This is a genomic window from Duganella sp. GW822-FHT06D06 (genome assembly GCF_058799615.1).
In genome coordinates, this window is the sequence record NZ_JBXALQ010000027.1 from 25,036 (window position 1) to 45,523 (window position 20,488).

Here is a 20,488-nt window from a genome sequence, read left to right on the forward strand (position 1 = left end):
TGTCCCTATCTCGTTTTTATTTGACGTTTACGTTAACGTCACATCGCAATTGTAGCTAATTTTTCATCTTCGAGTAAGTCGTTTGCTGCACCGTTTTTTCCGGCCGCACGCGTCCCTGAATCGCCTGCTCGACAGCCATTGCGGCAAGCACGATCAACAAGGGCATAATCGGCTCCCGGTAGCGATAAATCACGTAAAACAACATGTGCACGGTGGTGTAGCACAGGACCGCCAGCCAGAGCAGGCCGGTATTTTTATTGCGCAGCCGCCGATCAACAACGCCGGCCAGCGCCGCGCCGCAGATCAACAGATATTGTGCGAGCCATGCCAGCCGCGTCAACGCCTCGCCCCTGGGCTGGGGGCCTTCGCCCTCGTGTACCGGCGGCATCCAGAACAGAACAACTTTCCTCAATGCAAGAGTGACAAACTGTGCCGGATGCTGCTTGATCCAGGCGATCGCTTCGTGTTTCAAGGTGTCGTTTGCGACGACCTCGCCTTGCTTGCGCAACTGTTGCCAGGTGGCGCCTCTTGGTGTGTCGGCAATGGAGACAAACATGCCGTCTGCCGAGGAATTGTTGCCTATGTAGAGATTAAAGCCTCCATTGGTATTTAAGACGGGGGCGCCTACGACCTGGTAGTTGCGTATCAGCCAGGGCGCCACCACCAGCGCGGCCACCAATCCGGCCAGGCCCAGCGTTGCCAGCTTCCGGGGAAGCGGCCAGGCTGTCGTCATCAACGCGATCGCCAGTATCGGGGTAAGCGCCAAACCGGAATTTCCTGTGATTGCAAGCAAACCAAGAACCGCGCCAACCGAGATCGCGATCCGCGCCGACGGACGGGATGTGCATCGCATGGAAAGCAGGACAACGCCGAGCATCAGCGGCGTCATGAGATTTTCCTTGGAAAGATATGCCGCATATATCCACGACGGCAAGTACACGGCGTACAGGCCGGCACTAAGCAGCCGCCCCGCCTTGCCGGCGCCGGCCTCCCGCGCGATCAAATAAATCAGCCATGCGCTGACGGTGCACAGCAAGGCGTTGGCCAGTAGCGCCGCCAGCAAATGGTGGCCGAAGATGGCAAACACCGGCGCCAGAACAAACAAAGGGTAGCCGGCGCTCAGAAATGCGGCATTTCCGCCATCAACCAGACCCTTGCCCGCCAACAGGCTCACCGCCATGCGTTCGTATCCGGCATAGTCGCTGACCGGCTGGAATTGAAAAGCAAACGCTGTCGCGATCCGCGCCAGAAACGCGACCAGCAAAATCAACACCAGCCACTGCTTTTCACGCATAGCTATCCCCTAGTTCAGCACGAAAAAGTGTGCGATCAGCATCGTGACACCCATGACGATGATGACGCTCCGGCTTCCACCGTCTTTGATCGCATAGATCACGGGATCGTCGTGCATCTCTCCGCGCCAGGTCTTGATCCACAGCCGGCCTAGCCAATAAATCAATCCTATGGCCACCAGCCACAGTAAATCTGGTGTCGCGTAGCGGGATTGGGTATCGGGGGAGTTGATGAAAAGCCCGAACACAACGACCGCGGACATGGCGGACGCCAACCCCAGCGGCGATAACACTGCCAAGTCCGTTACCCGGTAATCGCGGCCACGGGCGGCTGCCTTCCCCATCTGCTCCAGCGAAATCAGTTCAGAGCAGCGTTTCACCAGTGCCAGGCTCAAGAACATGAACACCGAAAAGGCCAGTAGCCAGGCACTGGTGACAACGGCGATGGCCACGGAGCCGGCCAGGATGCGCAGGGTGTAAAGAAGGGACAGCATGATCACGTCTATCAGCACGTATTCCTTGAACAGCCAGCTGTAGGTGCTGGTCAGAATGACGTACAACAGCAACATGAAAACGAAGGCCTGGGAGACCACCAGCGCCAGCGCAAACGCCAGGATGAGCAAGCCGCCGGCGACAGCGAGTCCGGCAAGTATCGGTATCCTGGCGCTGGCAAACGGGCGATTCTTTTTTCGTGGATGCGCCCGGTCGCTTTCCAAGTCCCATAAATCGTTGACCACATACGTTGCGGACGCGGCCAACGAAAACGCCAGGAAGGCGATCGCGATGGTCGCAAGCTTGGCACCATCCATGAATGAAAAAGCGGTCAGCAAGGGAACGAACAACAGCAGGTTCTTCAGCCACTGGTGAACCCGTAGCGCCTTCACCCATGTGGAAAAACCGATAGTCTCCCTGGGGAATTCTTGCTCAACCGTGTTACGGCGTCGGACGGACTTGCTCAAGCCGACCGAGGCCCCAACCAATACAGCTGCCTGCGCCGCATTCCAGATGGGAATGTCCGCGCGACTGTCGCCGGCATACACAAACTCGGTTCCGACCTCTTGCTGGATGGCTGCCAGTTTGGTGTTGCCCTTGAGGTTGTTGCCCATGTCCGTCGCAAGTACCTGGTCAAACAACGCCAGGTGGTCAGACACGTCATGGGCGATTGACCGGTGCGCCGCGGTGGCCAGGATGATCCGGCGCCCCTGGTTTTTTTCGTTGTAGAGATACGCCAGAAAGGCCTCGCGATAAGGCAAGTGGGCTGCCGAGATCGATGTTTGGGATGCGACCGTTTCCTTGAATGCGGCACGACCTTTCAATAGCCAGAAAGGCAGGCGCAGTAAATTGACGGGAGATTGCTTGACGAGCTGAATGAGCGACTCAAGCAGCGTATCGGTTGGCGTCAAGGTGCCGTCGAGATCGACCACCAATGGACAAGCGGCGGCTGCGTTGGCCTGGGCTAAGTCGTTGACTTCTTGCGCTTGGCTCAAGTCGATGGTCATGGGAGTTCTTGATAGTCCTGGGTTTGACAAACCAGCTCTATCACTATGGCATTGACGTCAGGTGCCGATGTCGAATGCGTCAAACAAACCCGTCAATTTTGTGCGCGCTTGAAACGCGGCGGCACCGCCTCAGCGGTTGATGACAGCCACCAGTTGAGACGCACGTTTGGCTGACTTGGCATCTGTCGCGGGGAGATGCAGCCTGAACGACAGGACCTGCGGCGGTGCGTTGTCGGCGCTAAGGTTCAATTCGTAAAACACCGGCTGCCCGTCGCTGGCGGTAGACGCGTAGCGGACTTGAACAAACCTCTGGACTTTGAACGGGAGATTTTTGTGCAGGGGAACTTCCAACTTGATGCTTTTCCCGTCAGGCAGCGCCGCGACCGGATGGATCGTCGAAAAACCGCCAAGGCTATCGTCGACGCGCTTCAGGGCACGCTCGGTCGTCCCGGCTTTTTGCGTTGGCTCCGGCGCGAACAGCGCCGCCGCGTCCTTGTACCGCTGATGCTGTAGCGCATCCACGAACCTGTCGGCGACCATGACCGGGCTCACGTCGCCAGCGGCGGCGGCATGGGAAACGACCGACGTGCAGACCAGAAGTGCGCCAAGGCCGACTAAGTTGAACTTCATGTGCGCTTGGCCCGTATTCATTGACAAGCACACAGGATACTTGATCACAGGGTACAAAAGTTACTCACATTGTCACAACAGGCAAGCCAGCCAGGCACTAGCATTGCAACCAGACGCCATTGCGACTGCAGACCTTGCCGGAGGGTGAAATCGCCGCGCCGGGACCGGCGTTGTTGATGCGCGCGCCGCTGGCGTCGTTGCAGCCGGTGGGGTCGCAGTTGTTGAGCGCCTTCGGCGCGTTGGGCGGATCGAGCAAGGTTTGCAGCGACGGCGATGGCGGCGCGGCGGGCATCGCCACCTGCGGCGCCGGCTTGACTACCGGCATGCTCTGGATGATCTGCGTGACGGCACGGCGCGGCATTGGCTTGCGCGCCGGCGCGGTGCGGCAGGGTTCGACGGCCAGCCGCAGGCCGTCGGCACTCAGCGTGCAGACTGGCAGTTTGGCGTATTCACGCAACTCGGCGCTGGCGGAAGCGGCGATCCTGGCGGCAGCCGACGCCGGCGCCTGGGCGGCGGCCTGCGCCCAGGCATTGGGACTGATCAGCATCCCCAGCAGGAAAACCAGCGTCAGCGCCGGTTTCAACATATTCATGGCGTCCCCTCGCGAAGTGCTACACCTTTCATTAATAGCAGGTGTAGCACCGGAGGGAAGTGAATGAAACAATTGGTAACGCTTACTTGCCTGGCGGTGGCGCAGCTGGCGGCTGGTCGGCTGGCGCGCCCTGGCCCGGTGGCGGACCTTCGGTCATCGGCGCTCCGGCCGGTGGCGGTGGCGGCGCATCGGCCGGCTTCATCAGGGCGTCGCTCGGCGACACCAACATCGTCGGCGACGGCAAGGTGAACGCCGCGGCCGGCGGCGACACGGACACCGCCAGCCAACCCGAGGCCGGCAGCAATGGCACCAGCAGCAAGGCCACGATGTTGATGATCTTGATCAGCGGATTGACCGCCGGACCGGCCGTGTCCTTGTACGGATCGCCCACGGTGTCGCCGGTCACGGCCGCCTTGTGCGCGTCCGAACCCTTGCCGCCGAAGTGGCCGTCTTCGATGTATTTCTTGGCGTTGTCCCAAGCGCCGCCGCCGGTGGTCATCGAGATCGCCACGAACAGGCCGGTGACGATGGTCCCCATCAGCATGCCGCCCAGCGCGGCCGGCCCCAGCAGCATGCCGACGATGATCGGCACCACCACCGGCAGCAGCGACGGGATGATCATTTCCTTGATCGCCGACGCGGTCAGCATGTCGACCGCCTTGTCGTACTCAGGCTTGGCCGTGCCTTCCATGATGCCCTTGATGTCGCGGAACTGGCGGCGCACTTCCACCACCACGGCGCCGGCGGCGCGGCCCACGGCCTCCATCGCCATCGCGCCGAACAGGTAGGGAATCAGGCCGCCGATGATCAGGCCGACGATCACCATCGGGTTCGACAGGTCGAAGGTGATGCTCTTGCCGGTCGATTCCAGCGCGTGCGTGTAGTCGGCGAACAGCACCAGCGCGGCCAGGCCGGCCGAGCCGATCGCATAGCCCTTGGTGACGGCCTTGGTGGTGTTGCCCACCGCGTCCAGCGGATCGGTGATCGCGCGCACCGATTCCGGCATGCCCGACATTTCGGCGATGCCGCCGGCGTTGTCGGTGATCGGACCATAGGCGTCCAGCGCGACGATGATGCCGGCCATCGACAGCATCGCGGTCGCCGCGATCGCCACGCCGTACAACTGGCCCAGCTGGTACGACACCAGGATCGCCGCGCACACCGCCAATACCGGGTAAGCGGTGGATTTCATCGACACGCCCAGGCCGGCGATGATGTTGGTGCCGTGGCCGGTGGTCGAGGCTTCGGCGATATGCTTGACCGGCGCGAAATCGGTGCCGGTGTAGTACTCGGTGATGTAGACCATCAGCCCGGTCAGCACGATGCCGACCACGGTGCAGCCCATCATCTTCATGCGCATGGCCTCGTCCGGCCAGATCTGCCAGGTCACCGCGGCGAAGCCGATCAGCGACAGGCCGGCCGCCCACCACAGGCCGGTGTACAGCGCCGACATGATCTTCTTGCCCGGCTTGGCCTTGACCATCGAGCAGCCGACGATGGAGGCGATGATGGACACCGCGCCCAGCAGCAGCGGATAGACGATGGCCGAGGTCGGCGCCGAGGTGATCAGCAAGGCGCCCAGCAGCATGGTGGCGATCAGGGTCACCACATAGGTTTCGAACAAATCGGCCGCCATGCCGGCGCAATCGCCGACGTTGTCGCCGACGTTATCGGCGATCACCGCCGGGTTGCGCGGGTCGTCCTCGGGGATGCCCGCCTCCACCTTGCCCACCAGATCCGCGCCGACGTCCGCGCCCTTGGTGAAGATGCCGCCGCCCAGACGGGCGAAGATCGAAATCAGCGACGCGCCGAAGGCCAGGCCGATCAGCGGCTTGATCACATCGTGCGGATTGAGCGGCGGATTCGGCGCGCCCGGCGAAGTCCCAGTCAGGAACATATAGAACAGCACCACGCCCAGCAGGCCCAGGCCGACCACCAGCATGCCGGTGATGGCGCCGCCCTTGAAGGCGACGTCGAGCGCCTCGTTCATGCCCTTGGTGGCCGCCTGCGCCGTGCGCACATTGGCGCGCACCGAGACGTTCATGCCGATGAAGCCGCAGGCCCCGGACAGCACCGCGCCGATCAGGAAGCCGATCGCGGTCTTCATGTCGAGCAAAGCAGCAATGAGGATGAGCAGCACCACGCCGACGATCGCGATGGTGCGGTACTGGCGCGCCAGATAGGCGGCGGCGCCCTCCTGGATGGCCAGGGCAATTTCCTGCATGCGGGCATTGCCCGCGTCCTGACGCAAAATCCAGCTTCTTGACCATAAGCCGTAAATCACGGCGATAACGCCGCACGCCACTGCAAACCAAAGACTAGCTGCCATAGTGTCCCCTTATTTTTATTGATCGAGCCTACAAACCCACACTTCAGAAAACCAACGCCCGCCGGGTAGGCAAGCGCAGCCAACTAAACCTGCGAACTGCAACACTTCATAAAACGGGATGGCATCGAGCCGATGTCGGGCGCAAAAAAAGCGGACACTCGGTCCGCTCTACTTTAACGCTTAATCCGCCAGCGCGGCAAACGCGCTGTCGCGAATTTGCTCGACCGGACCGACGCCGACGATGCGGCGATACTTCGGCGCGCCCGGCTGACCGGTTTGCGCCCAGTTGTTGTAGTAGCTCAGCAGCACTTCGGTCTGGTTGTGATAAACGTCCAGGCGCTTCTTGACGGTTTCTGCCTTGTCGTCGTCGCGCTGCACCAGCGGCTCGCCGGTGACATCGTCCTGGCCTTCGACTTTGGGCGGATTGAATTTGACGTGGTAGACACGGCCCGAACCCGGATGGCAACGGCGGCCGTCCATGCGTTCGATGATCGATGCGTCCGGCACGTCGATTTCCAGCACGTAGTCGACCGCCACGCCGCTGTCCTTCATCGCGTCGGCTTGCGCCACGGTGCGCGGGAAGCCGTCGAACAGGTAACCATTGGCGCAATCCGGCTCGGCCAGACGGTCCTTGACCAGGCCGATAATGATGTCATCCGATACCAACCCGCCAGCATCCATTACCTTCTTGGCTGCCATGCCCATTTCCGTGCCCGCCTTGATCGCGGCGCGCAGCATGTCGCCGGTGGAAATTTGCGGGATGTTATATTTTTCTTTGATGAAATTAGCCTGGGTGCCCTTGCCGGCTCCTGGTGCTCCTAAAAGAATAAGACGCATGAAAAATTCCTAAAACAGATATGGATGGGTTAGTTGGTATCGGATCGTACGAAACTTACCACAAAACTTCGTCTCAACGCCAATTTGTGACGGCTTTGACCGTTCTTAGCTGGCGAAACCGGGGTACGGAGAGATATTCCGTATGAATATCGCACCGTTGTCTTCGTTATATCAGTTGTAACTGACTACTGGCTGACGCGCCTGTTTGATACAAATCAATAGAACTGCCGAACGCGCACCAGGTCTTCCGGCGTGTCTACCCCGGCCGCCGGGGCCGATTCGGTCACATGGACCGCGATCGGATAGCCGTGCCACAGCACGCGCAACTGCTCCAGCGCTTCGATACCTTCCAGCGGCGACACCTCCAGCGCCGGGTAGGCCTGCAGGAAGTCGTTGCGGTAGGCGTACAGTCCGATGTGACGGAGCGGCGGGTAACCATCCGGCAGCGTTGATTTAGACTGCGCAAAGGCGTCGCGGTTCCAGGGTATGGTCGCGCGCGAGAAATACAGGGCCCGGCCGGCCCTGTCCAGCACCACCTTGACCACGTTGGGGTTGAAGGCGTCGGCGGCGTCGTGCAGCGGGTGGGCGCAGGTGGACATCGGCACGTCGGCGTTGATGCGCGCGGCGGCGGCCTGCAGCAGCGCCGGGTCGATCAGCGGCTCGTCGCCTTGCAGGTTGACGACCACGGCGTCGGCTGGCAGGTTCAGCGCGCGCGCCACTTCGGCGATGCGGTCGGTGCCGGACGGATGGTCGGCGCGCGTCATGCACACTTCCACGCCGTGCAGCTCGCAGGCGGCGCGAATGTCTTCATGATCGGTGGCGACGATGATGCGGGTGGCGCCGGCCTGCTGCGCGCGCTCGGCCACGCGCACCACCATGGGCTTGCCGCCCAGGTCGGCCAGCGGCTTGTTCGGCAGCCGGGTCGAGGCCAGGCGGGCCGGAATGATGACGACGAACGGGGACAATGAGGACACCGCTTAGTCCGCCTTGTCTTGCAGGGTGCGCGCTTCGTCGGCCCACATGATGGGGATGCCGTCGCGGATCGGATAGGCCAGGCGGTCGCCCTTGCATATCATTTCCTGGGCTTTTTTATCGTACTCCAGGGGGCCTTTGCAGACCGGGCATACCAGGATATCAAGCAATCGAGCGTCCACGACATTTCTCCACAATTTGTTCGGCCAGCGCGCCATCGAGGTGCGCCGTCACCGGGACGACCCATAGTCGCGGATCGTCTCTGAGTTCTTCAATTTGCGCACATTTTACTGCATCCTTCTCGGTCATCAAGATCAGGTCCGCATCGAGCGCGGCAAACGGACGGTCCTGGAAGTCGTGATGGTCGGGCAAAGGCAGCTCGGTGATGCGCAGGCCGGCTGCCTTCAGCATGCCGAAGAAGCGCGCCGGATTGCCGATGCCGGCGGCGGCGGCCATGCGCAGGCCGGCGCCAGCGCTGCCCTTGTCTCCGTTGCTGGCTGCGGCCAGCTCGGCGAAGCTGCGGCGCTGGTTGCGGTCGCGCAGCTGCTCGGCGTGGGCGCCGGCCAGCGTCATCTGGATCGGCATGGCGGCGGCGCCGACCGATGCGGCCAGCTGCTGGCTCAACTGTGGTGTGTTGATGACGGTGAAGTCGCGCCGGCGCGAAACCGGCTCCCGCAGCGGGCCGGCCGGCAGCAGCCAGCCGTTGCCGGCGCCGCGACCGTCGAACAGGATGATTTCCACGTCGCGTTGCAAGGCGTAGTGCTGCAAGCCGTCGTCGGTCAGCAGGATGTTCACGTCGGGATGGGCGGCCAGCAGCGCGCGGCCGGTGGCGGCGCGGTCGCGGCCGACCATCACCGGGCAGGCGGTACGCTGCTTGATCAGCAGCGGCTCGTCGCCGACCTGCGCCGGCGTGGACGCCTGGGTCACCTCGCGCGCGTTGCCGCCGTCGCTGCCGTGGCCGCGCGAGATCACGCCGGGCGTCATGCCGGCCGCCTGCAGGGCCTGCACCAGCCAGATCGTCAGCGGCGTCTTGCCGGTGCCGCCGATGTAGATATTCCCCACCACCACCACCGGCACCGGCAGCCGCGACGACTTCAGCACGCCGGCGCGGAACAGGGCCGCCCGCACGCCGCTGAGCGCGCGGAACAGCAGCGACACCGGCCACAAGGCGCAAGCCAGCGGCCCGCGCCGCAGCCAGTTACGCGTCAGCGTCGATTCGAGCGCTGACGACTTGGAGGGAGAAGAAGTGGACACTTATTTTGCGGCACTGGTCTGCGCGGCAAAGGTCAGCTTTTCGTAGCCTGCGATGCGCGCCGCTTCCATCACGTTGATCACCATCTGGTGCATCGCGAACTGGTCGGCGTTGACGATCACCACCGGCGACTTGCCGCCCGCCCCGCCCTTGTCGGCAGCGTTCTTCATGGCCTGCGCGAAGCCGGCCACGTCGTGGAACGACACCGGATCGCCGTTGATGGTGTAGTTGCCCTTGGCGTCCACCGTCACGTTCAGCTCGAACGGCTTGTCGGTCGCCTTCTGCGCGTCGGCGGTCGGCAACGTGATCTGCAGCTCGGTGAACTTGCTGTAGGTGGTGCTCACCATCAGGAAGATCAGGATCACCAGCAGCACGTCGATGAACGGGATCAGGTTGATCTCGGGGTCCTCACGGTGCCGGCCTTTGCGGAAATTCATGCGGCGTCCTTACTTGCGCTTGCAGTGCACGACATCGACAAACTTCACCGCCAGCTGTTCCATCTCGATGACGAAGCTGTCCACCAGCGCGCGGAAGTGACGATAGAAGACCAGCGTCGGCATCGCGATCGCCAGGCCGAAGCCGGTGTTATACAAGGCCACCGAAATACCGTGCGCCAGTTGCGCAGGATTGGCGCCGGTCGCATTCTGCGCGCCGAAAATCTCGATCATGCCGACCACCGTGCCGAACAGGCCCATCAACGGCGCCAGGGTCGCGATGGTGCCCAGCGTGGTCAGGAAGCGTTCCAGCGTGTGGGCCACGGCGCTGCCGGACTCCTCGATGGATTCCTTCATCACGTCGCGCGGCGAATCGATGTTGCGCAGCGCGGCCGACAGCACCACGCCCAGCGGCGAACTTTTCTCCAGCTTGTCGATCACGTCGGGCGTGATATTGCCGCCGCGATAGACCTGCACCACTTCATCCAGCAACTTTTTCGGCAGGATCTTGCTGCGACGCAGATAGAGCAAGCGTTCGATGATCAGCGCTGTCGCAACGACCGATGCGACCAGCAACAACCAGATAGGCCAACCGGCAGCTTGTAAGATGGCGAGCAAAAGGAACTCCTGTCTAGATAAATACCTGAAGGCGCAATGTATCTTGTTGGGCCGTCCTCGGCAAGTGGTGGATGACTGCTGAACTGTTGCCGAAAAGAAGTCATCGTACAACATCAAGAGTTTTGCACATTTTCTGTGGACAATTGTGTGCGCAATGCCCATCCACCCCATCCAAGCCATTGATTTTAAAGAAGATAATTTCAAAGCTTAAAAATGACGCAGTTGACGGCCTCAGGCCCGCTTTTTGCTCAGCAAAAGTTGTGCCCGGTTATGCCCATATTCTGTTGATAAGATTGTGTGCAAGGCACGCCATGACTATCCAAGTCATTGATTTCAATCAAACTTATACCCTTGCGTAAAAATCTGGCATATGGCCGTATCGACGCCGTATGCGTTGCCTTTCCACCAATTTCAGCCACCAAAAGTGGCCAACGGCTGGGGTTGGCCAAGTTCTGCACAAATAATGTGGATAAGATTGTTAGCAAGGATCCCGACTGTATACAAAGCCATTGATTTATAACGATATTTTTACCATGCGTAAAAAAAGCGCAGGCAAAAACCGCCAAAAACGCCGGCCGTCGGCGCCGATTTGGCTGTGGACTTCTGCACACATAATGTGGATAAGATTGTGAGCAACGCCTTCCACATAGTGAAAGACCGTTGATTTATAAGGGAATTTTTGCCGTGAGTAAAAATAGTGCAGACCTCGGTTTTTGCCCCCTTTTCATAGCTTAAAGCTGGTTTTCCACCGGTCCGAACCCGTCCGCGACCGATAACGCCTGCCTATCGCCGGAAAGCGGACACTTCTGCACATTTTGTGTGGATAAGATTGTTAGCAAGGCTGCACAGTGTGGGCAAAGTCTTTGATTTATATCGTTTATATTGCCCTGCGCAAAAATGAAGCAAGCGCTTTTTTATCCCCAGCCTGGCGCGCCGCCGATGCGGAGGCCGGCCTGCCCCTCATTCACCGCCATACGTCGCCTGGGGGCAAGTCGGGAGTTTTGCACATCTTCTGTGGATAAAAGTGTGTGTAATACCCTGCCTCACTATCTAAGTCATTGATTTATCACAATATACTTGCTCTGCGTAAATTTTGAGCATGACAAAATAGACAAGAAGAAAATAGCTATCGGTCACAAAAGTTTCACACATCTTTTGTGGATAACTTTGTGCGTAACTGCTGGTGGCTGCGGCAAAGTGCTTGATCCGTAAGGGTTTTTCCTTGTTGCACGCAAATACGGCAGAAATGTTTACCCTTTAAAATCATATACCTACCTATAATACTTACCGCTTTAGATACTCTATGACCGCTGTGTTACAAAAATAACAAAGTGTGGATAGTTTCAATTTTTGAACTTTATGAACTTCGACGACCGTAACGACACCGCCCCTGCCGCCGCCCCTGTCATCAGCGTCACCGCGCTCAACCAGGCGGTCGCGCGGCTGCTGGAACGCAGCTTTCCGCTGACATGGATATCCGGCGAGGTGTCCAACTTCACCAAGGCCAGTTCCGGCCACTGGTACTTTACGCTCAAGGACGATGCGGCCCAGGTGCGCGCGGTGATGTTCCGCGGACGCGCCCAATACGCCGGCTTCATTCCGCGTGAAGGCGACAAGGTCGAGGTGCGGGCGCTGGTGACCTTGTACGGCGCGCGCGGCGATTACCAGATCAATGTGGAAGCGATACGGCGCGCCGGAGTCGGCTCGCTGTTCGAAGCCTTTCAGCGGCTCAAGGAGAAGCTGGATGCGGCCGGCCTGTTCCACCCTGAGCGCAAGCGCGCCTTGCCGCTGTTCCCGCGCACGGTGGGCATCGTCACCAGCCCGCAGGCCGCTGCGCTGCGCGACGTGCTGACAGCGCTGAAGCGACGCGCGCCCCATGTGAACGTGGTGCTGTATCCCACGCCGGTGCAGGGCCAGGGCGCGGGCGACAAGATCGCCGCCGCCATCGATACCGCCTCGCTGCGCAACGACTGCGATGTGCTGATCGTCTGCCGAGGCGGCGGCAGCATCGAAGACCTGTGGTCCTTCAATGAAGAAGACGTGGCCTACGCCGTGGCCAACTGCCGCATGCCGGTGATCTCCGGCGTCGGCCACGAGACCGACTTCACGATCTGCGATTTCGCCGCCGACCTGCGCGCGGCCACGCCCACCGCCGCCGCCGAACTGGCCGTCACGCCGCGCGCGGACTGGATGGCATCGCTGCGCGCCGACGTGATCGACCTGCGGCGCGCGATGCGGCGCAGCGTCGGCGAAGCGTCGCAGAACCTGGACAACTACACGCGACGCCTGCTCAGCCCCGGCGCGCAGATCCGCCAGCAGCGCCTGAAGCTGCTGGCGCTGTCGACCGCGATGACGCACGCCAACCGCGCCCCGCTGTCGCAGGCGCGCTTTCAACTGGACCGCTTGAGCGGCCGGCTCGGCGCGCGCAAGCCGGATGTGACGGCGGCCCGGTCGAAACTGTCGGACTTCCAGCACCGCGTGACGATGAGCGTCTCCACGCAGCTGGCGCAGCGCCGCGATGCGCTGGCGGCATTGTCCTCGCAACTGGAACTGTTGAATCCCCAGCGCACGCTGGAGCGCGGCTACGCGATCGTCACCGACGACCAGGGCGCCATCGTGCGCTCGCCGGCGCAAATCAAAGCTCGCGGCACGCTCAATTTGCGTCTGGCCGAGGGCAGCGCGCAGGTCAATGTGGAAGCGGTGCAGCCGACTGGCCGCAGCCCGGACTGACAACCGGCTGCTCAAAAGGGATGTAATTCATCCAGAACCACGGCAGGCAAGTCGAGCCGAATATGTGTTCCACCGCAGGGAAGAACATCCGATCGGCGTTGGAGCTGTTGCTCAACATGACGACGCCGCTTTGCGGCTGCAGGAAGCCGAGCGCGAAGTTGTTGGTGCCGTCGTCATTGCCTTCCTTGAAGAAGGCCGGTCCCAACGGCGAGTTGTACACCCGCCGCGCGCGCGCGACTGCGATGCTGGTGGGCGATGACCGCGCCATCGCGCCCGTAGTGCCTGACCTCACGGCCGGCGAAGTCGTCGCGCCACACCATGCTGGTATTGCGCATGTCGAAGCGTTCGAACACGCGCTCTCGCATCAAGGATTGCAGCGGCTTGCCGGTGCGCTCCTCCACCACGATCTGCAGGATCTGCAAACCCTCCCCCGAGTACGCATAGCGGCTGCCCGGCGGATACTTGAAATCGAGCTTGCCGTCCGGGTTGATGAAGCGCCAGTTCAGCAAGCCGCTGGTGTGGGACAACAGCATGCGCGGCGTCAGCAGCCGCCAGCGCGGGTCGTCGCGCAAGTCGGCGAAGGCGGGGTAATCTGGCAGCGGCATGTTCAGCAAGGCCGGCAACGGCGCATCGAGCGCCAGCACCTGTTCGTCCACCAGCTGCATCACCATGTAGGCAAAGGCGGCCTTGGTCAACGAGGCGCCGTACATGATGCTGTCCGTGCGCAGCGGCCGGCCTGCGGCCACGTCGGCGTAACCATACGCCTGGCGATACACGACCTGCCCATGGTCGATGACCGCCAGCGCCAGGCCCGGCACCTTGGCGGCCGCCATCAGGCGCTGCATCTCGACATCGATGGCAGGACCGCGGCGCGGCGCGGTGGCGCAGCCCACCAACAACAGCGCGGCAAGAATGATCGGCGATGAGATTTTCATGACTGGAGTGTAAGCCCGGCATGCTTGTTTCGGTGTTGCATTTGTGATACTTTCATGCCCCGCCACCGCAATTCTAAAAATGAAAAATTCGCATATCTGGTTGCATCTGCTGGGCGCGGCATTGCTGCCGCTCGCCGCCCACGCAGCAACGGTCGATGTCGACATCAAACTGGCCTCCGCCGATACCCTGGAAGTGAGCTTTGCGCTGCCCGAGCATTGCACCGCCCTCGCCTTCCTCAAGGACGGACGCGGTGGCCAGGAGATCCGCGCCGCATGGCAGAAGCAAAACGATTGCGCCATTCCGGAGGGCGATCTGCTGAAGAGTGCCGGCGCCTGCACCGCGCGCTTCCGCGTGCCGGCGACCATGCAAAAAATCAGCGGCTATCCGGGCGCCTTCCCCGCGCCCGGCGGCATGTACGTCCACAGCTCCAACTACGCACTGGCCGACAGCTGCGGGCCGGTGCGCTACCGCTACCTGGCGCCGGACATCGTCATGGACGGCCAGCGCTACCGCGACACGGCAAGCGCCAGCGCCGCCAGCGGCGGCGACACGCCAGCCATGCTGATGTTGGCGCCGCAGACTTCGGCCTCGCTGGATTACTTCGATCCGCGCCTGTCGGCGGCGACGGTGGCGCAGATTCGCGAGGTGGCCGACGGCACGATAGCCTATCTGAGCAGGCAACTGCCGCTGGCGCGCTTCACCCGGCCGGTGATTGCCGCCATCTCCGCCAGCGAACCAGGCGGCCCCAATATCGGCGGCGACGCCAGCAACATCCTGCGTCTGACCTTGTTCAATTGGCCGCAGGTGCAGGGACCGGACGAAAAATCCAAGTTGACGCTGCTGGTGTCACACGAATTCAGCCACCGCTTCCAGCTGCGCGACGCGGTCGACGTCTATCCCGACGCGCGCCTGATCAACGAAGGCGGCGGCGAGTTCCTGCGCTGGCTGACATCGGTGCAGCAGGGTTGGCTCACGCGCCAGGAAGCGGCAGCGCAGCTGGACAAGGCGCTGGCCGAATGCATCCTCTACACCGAAGGCAAAAGCTGGCGCGCGCTGACGCCGAACCAGATCGGCGGCCAGCGGCTTGAATACCTGTGCGGCCTGCCGGCCTACATCTACGGCCTGGCGGCCCGCCAGGGACACGGCACCGCGCTGGCGCGCTTCGACCGCTTCTACCATCAGCTGCGCCAGGGCCAGGTGCCCGACTTCGCGCAGGCGTTGGAATGCGGCGACACGCCGGCCTGCAAGCCGCAGGTGCTGCCGGCATTGCTGACCTCCACCGCGACCATGGAACAACAATGGAACGAGGTGCTGCCCAAGACCGGGCTGGCGACGCCGCGTCCGCCCAGCCAGGCCTTGCGGGACCGGATGGTACTGCGCGCCGTGGTCAAGCTGATGGTCGACGACTGCGCCGGCCGCAGCGGCACCACCGAGACGCCGGAAGGCATCATCCTCGACGGCATGGCGGTCTGCAAATCGATCCACAAGGACAGCTACGTGACCAGCGTGGAAGGCCATCCCATATTCGGCGACGCCGCCACCGGCCCGGCCATCACCAACGCCTGCCTGGCGCGGCACGAAGTGGCGTTCGGCCTGAAGGACGGCGGCAAGCTGGTCGTGCCCTGCCGGACGCCGTATCAGATGCGCACAACGTTCTACGCGATCGACATCGACAAAGCCTTGTCCCAGTTGCTGCGCGAATGAGCAAGGACATAAAGAAAATCGGATGCGCTGTGGGGTGCAAAGGGTTCATGCCACTCTCCAGCAGTGGAGAAAATAGTTGCGTACGCTTGTCGAAACTCAGTCCCCGCACTCGTCGTTGGAGTGGAGCCACTTGCCTGAACGGCTCCATCCGCACTGCAGCAACAACTGACATGACTGAAAGGATTCAACATGGCAACTCAAGAAGTGGTCAAAGGCCCGGCTTCCTACTTTCCATCCATCGAGAAAAAGTACGGCAAGCCTATTGCCCACTGGATGCAGGTACTTAAGCAAGCGGGGCCGCTCAAGCACATGGAGCTTGTCAACCAGCTCAAAGCCGAGCATCAGCTGGGGCACGGCCACGCCAACGCCTTGGTCGCTTGGTTCCTAGCCAAGAAATAGCCGCCAAGCAAGCCACCATCCCAGACCGCATGGCAATGCCTACCGCTTCCATCGAGGGGACGCCCAACAGCAGGCTTCGCCAGCTTTCGGCCGCACCTCATGTGCAGTGACAATGAATCAAAAGCGAGATAAGCAAACACCAGTCCCGTAGGATCACATTTACTTGACATTAGTATCTACTTGGATACAATCAGAGTATGTTCACCGTAAGGCAAACACAAGAATTCCAAGACTGGCTCGACGGTCTCAAGGACAAGAAGGCGCAGTTACGCATCGTCGCTCGGCTACGATTGGCCGAAGCCGGAAATCTTGGTGATTGGAAGCCTGTCGGAAGCGAATTGTCAGAGATGCGTATCGCCTTTGGCCCAGGCTACCGTTTGTATTTCACTAAACGCCAGAATGTCCTCATCGTCATGCTGGCAGGCGGAGACAAATCAACTCAGGCAAGAGATGTCAAACGGGCTCAAAAAATCTTGCATCAGCTGGAGCTTGAATAATGAATACTTCTAAGGCCAAAACAAAGCTGCTTCCATTCGATGCGGCTCGTTACCTCACGGATGACGAGGCAATTGCCGAATACATGACTGCGGTCCTTGACACCGAAGATACGGAACTTTTTCTTCTTGCGCTCAGTGACGTCGCACGAGCAAAGGGTATGGCACAAGTTGCCAAGGATGCGGGGCTCGGACGGGAAAGCCTTTACAAGGCGCTGGCGCCTGGCGCAAAGCCACGTCTCGAAACCATTCTCAAGGTCGCTCGTGCGCTCGGCGTTAAGTTTTCCGCACACCCTGCATGATACCGCGCTCCGATTTATCGACAAGACACGCTCAAGCTGACCTGGTCAATCGCCCAACCCCACACTCCAGCGGACCGCCTTTGGCTGCAGCTCAGCAAAACGTTAGATACTAAGGCCAACATGGCAAAATACGACGACGCAAGTTGGCACTCCGGCGGCGACTTCCCGGAGCACCAACCGGAGGAACACGGCGGCACCCACATCGCACTTTTCCTGAAATGGTGCTTCATCAAAGGATGGGCCGGCAAGCTTCACCTGGACGAGGAACCAGAAGCGGTAGCGGCTGTGATTTCCGGTGTTATGCCGGCGACTGAGTTTTTCTTTAAGTACTGCGACGGAAAGCTCATTGACGACATGTTGAACAACGGCGGGAACGCGTTCGCGGAGCGCTACTACGGCGACGACGGGCTTTTTCTGGGAGACTATGCGGCAGCGTTTGGGGAAAAAATGTACGTTGCTCCAGAATCAGAGCATGACTTTGGAAAGTTCGCGGCCATCCTTGATGCGCGTCTCGCGAGCGGTATCTTGACCAAGAAACAGTTCAAAGCAAAACCATGGTGGAAGGTATGGTGATACCTAACCTGACGCTCGTGCGAGCTCTTGTCAATCCGCTGGCGACCAGCCGCACAGTTTGAAAACGGTATAGACTGTTGGTGCTAGCTCCGGGGAGATTATCATGAATGACAAAGTGAAAGAACTCGCGCAGCGCGGCATAGCGCTATCGACCGACGATCGTTCGCGCCTCGTTGACCTCTTGCTTGAATCGCTCCACGAGTCACCTACCAACGAGGTGGAGGCGGCTTGGGCTATTGAGATTGAGCGACGCTTGGCTGCATACGACAGTGGAGAAGTACAGAGCGTCGCGGGGGAAGATATTTTTGTCAAAGCGCGAATCCTCGAACTGGTTACCTCTGCGGCAGCCGCAAGGAGATGAATCATGAATCTTGATCCCCAAAAAATCGACGACGCCATACTAGCGCTGCTGCAACTTGGGCTTCACGACGGCGACCGGGTTTGGAAGACCTTTGATTGGGACGCGATGAGTCGCCTTCATGCGCAAGGGCTAATTTCGGATCCGGTCGGAAAAGCGAAGTCTGTCGTACTTACTGAGCGTGGCATGACGGAATCCAGCCGCTTACTGGAACAGCTTTTTGGGGCGGATTGATGTGCGCCGACGGAGCACATCAATCCGCACGGACAACTCTTACGGCTTGAGCGTGCGAGCCTCCAGTTCGACATTGATGCTGGCCGCGCCGGCATCGGCTGCGCTGCGCGCCAGCAGCACCTTGTAGCTGCCCTTGGCCACGCGCCAGCTCTTGCTGCGGCTGTCGTAGGTCGCAAGCAGGCGCGGATCGACTGTCACGCTGACTTCCCTGCTTTCGCCCGGCGCCAGTTCCACCTTGTCCCAGCCGGCCAGGCGTTTCGGCGCTTCCCACTTCACACCCTGCGGCGCCACGTACAGCTGCGGCACGTCCTTGCCTTTGACCGCACCGGTGTTGGTCACCTTGAAACGCAGTTGCAGCTTGCCGTCCTTCTGGCTGGCGGCCAGGCCGGAATACGCGAACTGCGTGTACGACAAGCCATGACCGAACGGGAACAAGGGCTTCAAGCCCTTCAGGTCGAACCACTTGTAGCCGACCGCCGCGCCTTCGTGATAGGTGACGGCGAAGCGGGTTTTCTCGTCCTTCGGATCGCCGTCCAGCACCGGCCGTGGCAGCTGCGACGCCGACGCCGGATAGGTCGCCGGCAAGCGGCCCGACGGATTGACTTCGCCAAACAGCACGCGGGCGATGGCCTCGCCGCCGCTGGTGCCGGCGTACCACGCTTGCAGCACGGCGGCGCTCTGGTCCAGCCACGGCATCAGCACCGGACCGGAAGTCTCCAGCACCACCACCGTCTTCGGATTGGCCTTGGCGACGGCGGCGATCAGCGCGTCCTGGTTATCCGGCAGCGACAGCGAGACCGCATCGAGCGCCTCCCCAATCCACTGCTGCGCGAACACCAGCACCACATCGGCGTCGGCCGCTGCGCGGGCGGCGGCTGCGGCATCCAGGCCATCCAGGTAGACCACCTTGGCGCCCGGCGCGCGCGCCTGGATCGCCTTCAGCGGCGACGACGGATGGTAGACCACCGGACCCGGCCAAGTGGTCGGCGCGATGCCGGTGACGGCGCTGCCGCCGGCCGGATACACCAGCGACGATCCGCCGCCGGCCAGCACGCCCACATCCGCATGCGCGCCGATGACGACGATCTTCTTCGCCCCGGCCTTCAACGGCAGCACGCTACCGGCGTTCTTCAGCAGCACCATGCCGTCCTCGGCGTCGCTGCGGCTGACCAGCGCATGCGCGGCGAAGTCGATCGCCCCGCCCTCCGCCACCGGATGATCGACCACGCCCTTGTCAAACATGGTGCGCAGGATGCGGAATACCATATTGTCCAGGCGCGCCTGCGGCACATGGCCGTTGGCGACCGCTTCCTCCAGCGCGTTGCCGAAGTAGCGGCTCTTGTCGAACTCCCAGGCCGATTGCTGATCGAGGCCGTTGTTGGCCGCAGCCACGGTGCTGTGCACCGCGCCCCAATCGGACATGACGTAACCCTTGAAGCCCCAGTCCTTCTTCAGCACCTGGTTGAGCAGGTAGTCGCTCTCGCAGGCATACGCGCCGTTCAGGCGATTGTAGGCGCACATCACGGAACCGGGATCGGCCTGCTCCAGCACCAGCTGGAAGGCCAGCAGGTCCGACATGCGGTTGCTGGCGTCGTCGATACGGCTGTCGAGGATGAAGCGGCCGGTCTCCTGGTCGTTGACGGCGAAGTGCTTCATCGTCGCGATCACGTGATTGGATTGGATGCCTTTGATCTGCTGCGCCACCATGGTGCTGGCCAGCAGCGGATCCTCGCCGGCGTACTCGAAATTGCGGCCATTGCGCGGCTCGCGCAGCAGGTTCACGCCGCCGGCCAGCATGACGTTGAAGCCGGAGGCGCGCGCCTCGGCGCCTATCATCGCGCCGCCGCTGTAGGCCAGCTTGCGGTCCCAGGTGGCGGCGGTGGCCAGGCCGGATGGCAGCGAGGTGCGTTCGCGCGGCGTCTTGCCGGCCTGGCTGGCGACGCCCAGGCCGGCGTCGGTCTCGAACAGGGCCGGCAGGCCGAGGCGCGGCACGCCGGCGATATAGCCCGCCGATAAAGGCAGCGCGGCCGGATTGCGTTTCTTGTCGGCGAAGTCGTTGCCGAACCAGCCCATCACCCAGCCCAGTTTTTCCTGCTGCGTCATCGCTTGCAGCGCCAGCGTCGCGCGCTGGTCGGCGCCCAGCTTGGCGTCCAGCCAGGGACGGTTGGTCGGAACGGTATCGGCGGCGTAGGCCGGCAGCGCGCCGGCAAGCGCCAGCGCCATCGCCAGCAAACGAAGATTCAAAACAGATTTCAAAGTGTCTCCTTGTGGTCGGTGCAAAACCACGGCGTCCACCGACGCCG

At 61.5% G+C, this 20,488-nt stretch carries 22 protein-coding genes; 8 read left to right on the forward strand and 14 right to left on the reverse strand.

The annotated features are described in order from the left end of the window. Window positions 1–55: 55 nt before the first annotated feature. The 11 genes from AC1RMD_RS29655 to AC1RMD_RS29705 all read right to left on the reverse strand — a co-directional run bounded on the left by AC1RMD_RS29655 (window position 56) and on the right by AC1RMD_RS29705 (window position 10,455). Complete coding sequence (locus AC1RMD_RS29655; protein ID WP_492932191.1) at window positions 56–1,294, reverse strand: ArnT family glycosyltransferase; 1,239 nt, start codon at window positions 1,292–1,294, stop codon at window positions 56–58. Window positions 1,295–1,303: 9 nt separating this feature from the next. After that, window positions 1,304–2,791: a UbiA family prenyltransferase gene (locus AC1RMD_RS29660; RefSeq protein WP_492932192.1), complete on the reverse strand. Its 1,488-nt coding sequence runs from the start codon at window positions 2,789–2,791 to the stop codon at window positions 1,304–1,306. A 129-nt stretch (window positions 2,792–2,920) separates the two neighbouring features. Next, complete coding sequence (locus AC1RMD_RS29665) at window positions 2,921–3,421, reverse strand: hypothetical protein (protein ID WP_492932194.1); 501 nt, start codon at window positions 3,419–3,421, stop codon at window positions 2,921–2,923. Between the two features lie 97 nt (window positions 3,422–3,518). Beyond that, window positions 3,519–4,013, reverse strand: a complete 495-nt coding sequence (locus AC1RMD_RS29670; RefSeq protein ID WP_492932196.1) for a hypothetical protein — start codon at window positions 4,011–4,013, stop codon at window positions 3,519–3,521. 82 nt (window positions 4,014–4,095) lie between these two features. Then, window positions 4,096–6,342 carry a sodium-translocating pyrophosphatase gene (locus AC1RMD_RS29675; protein WP_492932198.1) on the reverse strand — a complete coding sequence of 749 codons (2,247 nt, stop codon included), beginning with the start codon at window positions 6,340–6,342 and terminating at the stop codon, window positions 4,096–4,098. 180 nt (window positions 6,343–6,522) lie between these two features. Next, window positions 6,523–7,179 (reverse strand): adenylate kinase, encoded by a 657-nt coding sequence (gene adk / locus AC1RMD_RS29680; protein ID WP_492932200.1) that lies wholly within the window; start codon window positions 7,177–7,179, stop codon window positions 6,523–6,525. 215 nt (window positions 7,180–7,394) lie between these two features. Next, window positions 7,395–8,153: a 3-deoxy-manno-octulosonate cytidylyltransferase gene (gene kdsB / locus AC1RMD_RS29685; protein WP_492932202.1), complete on the reverse strand. Its 759-nt coding sequence runs from the start codon at window positions 8,151–8,153 to the stop codon at window positions 7,395–7,397. 3 nt (window positions 8,154–8,156) lie between these two features. Next, on the reverse strand, window positions 8,157–8,333 hold the full coding sequence (locus tag AC1RMD_RS29690) for a Trm112 family protein (RefSeq protein ID WP_081632595.1): 177 nt from the start codon (window positions 8,331–8,333) through the stop codon (window positions 8,157–8,159). Further along, complete coding sequence (gene lpxK / locus AC1RMD_RS29695; RefSeq protein WP_492932204.1) at window positions 8,314–9,405, reverse strand: tetraacyldisaccharide 4'-kinase; 1,092 nt, start codon at window positions 9,403–9,405, stop codon at window positions 8,314–8,316. The genes AC1RMD_RS29690 and lpxK overlap by 20 nt, the downstream gene beginning before the upstream one ends. Then, window positions 9,406–9,840, reverse strand: coding sequence for an ExbD/TolR family protein (locus AC1RMD_RS29700; protein ID WP_020705552.1), 435 nt, complete (start codon window positions 9,838–9,840; stop codon window positions 9,406–9,408). Window positions 9,841–9,849: 9 nt separating this feature from the next. Continuing rightward, entirely contained in the window at window positions 9,850–10,455 is a 606-nt protein-coding gene (locus AC1RMD_RS29705; RefSeq protein ID WP_492932206.1) for a MotA/TolQ/ExbB proton channel family protein, read from the reverse strand. A 1,359-nt stretch (window positions 10,456–11,814) separates the two neighbouring features. Here AC1RMD_RS29705 and xseA point away from each other — a divergent pair. Further along, window positions 11,815–13,185, forward strand: a complete 1,371-nt coding sequence (xseA, locus tag AC1RMD_RS29710; protein WP_492932208.1) for an exodeoxyribonuclease VII large subunit — start codon at window positions 11,815–11,817, stop codon at window positions 13,183–13,185. On the opposite strand, the gene AC1RMD_RS29715 is transcribed toward xseA, so the two are convergent. Both AC1RMD_RS29715 and AC1RMD_RS29720 read right to left on the reverse strand, forming a co-directional pair. Next, window positions 13,142–13,405, reverse strand: coding sequence for a hypothetical protein (locus tag AC1RMD_RS29715; protein WP_492932241.1), 264 nt, complete (start codon window positions 13,403–13,405; stop codon window positions 13,142–13,144). The genes xseA and AC1RMD_RS29715 overlap by 44 nt on opposite strands. Then, complete coding sequence (locus tag AC1RMD_RS29720; RefSeq protein ID WP_492932210.1) at window positions 13,359–14,120, reverse strand: serine hydrolase domain-containing protein; 762 nt, start codon at window positions 14,118–14,120, stop codon at window positions 13,359–13,361. The genes AC1RMD_RS29715 and AC1RMD_RS29720 overlap by 47 nt, the downstream gene beginning before the upstream one ends. 79 nt (window positions 14,121–14,199) lie before the next feature. Here AC1RMD_RS29720 and AC1RMD_RS29725 point away from each other — a divergent pair, with 79 nt between their 5' ends. From AC1RMD_RS29725 to AC1RMD_RS29755, 7 genes are all read left to right on the forward strand, one after another. Continuing rightward, a complete protein-coding gene (locus AC1RMD_RS29725) occupies window positions 14,200–15,825 on the forward strand; it encodes a hypothetical protein (protein WP_492932212.1) in 1,626 nt (541 codons plus the stop codon). A 189-nt stretch (window positions 15,826–16,014) separates the two neighbouring features. Beyond that, complete coding sequence (locus AC1RMD_RS29730) at window positions 16,015–16,224, forward strand: DUF4287 domain-containing protein (protein WP_492932214.1); 210 nt, start codon at window positions 16,015–16,017, stop codon at window positions 16,222–16,224. 197 nt (window positions 16,225–16,421) lie between these two features. After that, a complete protein-coding gene (locus tag AC1RMD_RS29735; protein ID WP_492932216.1) occupies window positions 16,422–16,721 on the forward strand; it encodes a type II toxin-antitoxin system RelE/ParE family toxin in 300 nt (99 codons plus the stop codon). Next, a complete protein-coding gene (locus tag AC1RMD_RS29740) occupies window positions 16,721–17,020 on the forward strand; it encodes an addiction module antidote protein (RefSeq protein ID WP_492932218.1) in 300 nt (99 codons plus the stop codon). The genes AC1RMD_RS29735 and AC1RMD_RS29740 overlap by 1 nt, the downstream gene beginning before the upstream one ends. A 120-nt stretch (window positions 17,021–17,140) precedes the next feature. Then, on the forward strand, window positions 17,141–17,593 hold the full coding sequence (locus AC1RMD_RS29745) for a DUF7832 domain-containing protein (protein ID WP_492932219.1): 453 nt from the start codon (window positions 17,141–17,143) through the stop codon (window positions 17,591–17,593). Between the two features lie 103 nt (window positions 17,594–17,696). After that, window positions 17,697–17,954 (forward strand): addiction module protein, encoded by a 258-nt coding sequence (locus tag AC1RMD_RS29750; RefSeq protein WP_492932221.1) that lies wholly within the window; start codon window positions 17,697–17,699, stop codon window positions 17,952–17,954. Window positions 17,955–17,957: 3 nt separating this feature from the next. Beyond that, window positions 17,958–18,185 (forward strand): DUF6429 family protein, encoded by a 228-nt coding sequence (locus AC1RMD_RS29755; protein ID WP_492932223.1) that lies wholly within the window; start codon window positions 17,958–17,960, stop codon window positions 18,183–18,185. Between the two features lie 39 nt (window positions 18,186–18,224). On the opposite strand, the gene AC1RMD_RS29760 is transcribed toward AC1RMD_RS29755, so the two are convergent. Further along, window positions 18,225–20,408, reverse strand: coding sequence for a glycoside hydrolase family 3 C-terminal domain-containing protein (locus AC1RMD_RS29760; protein WP_492932235.1), 2,184 nt, complete (start codon window positions 20,406–20,408; stop codon window positions 18,225–18,227). Window positions 20,409–20,488: the final 80 nt, after the last annotated feature.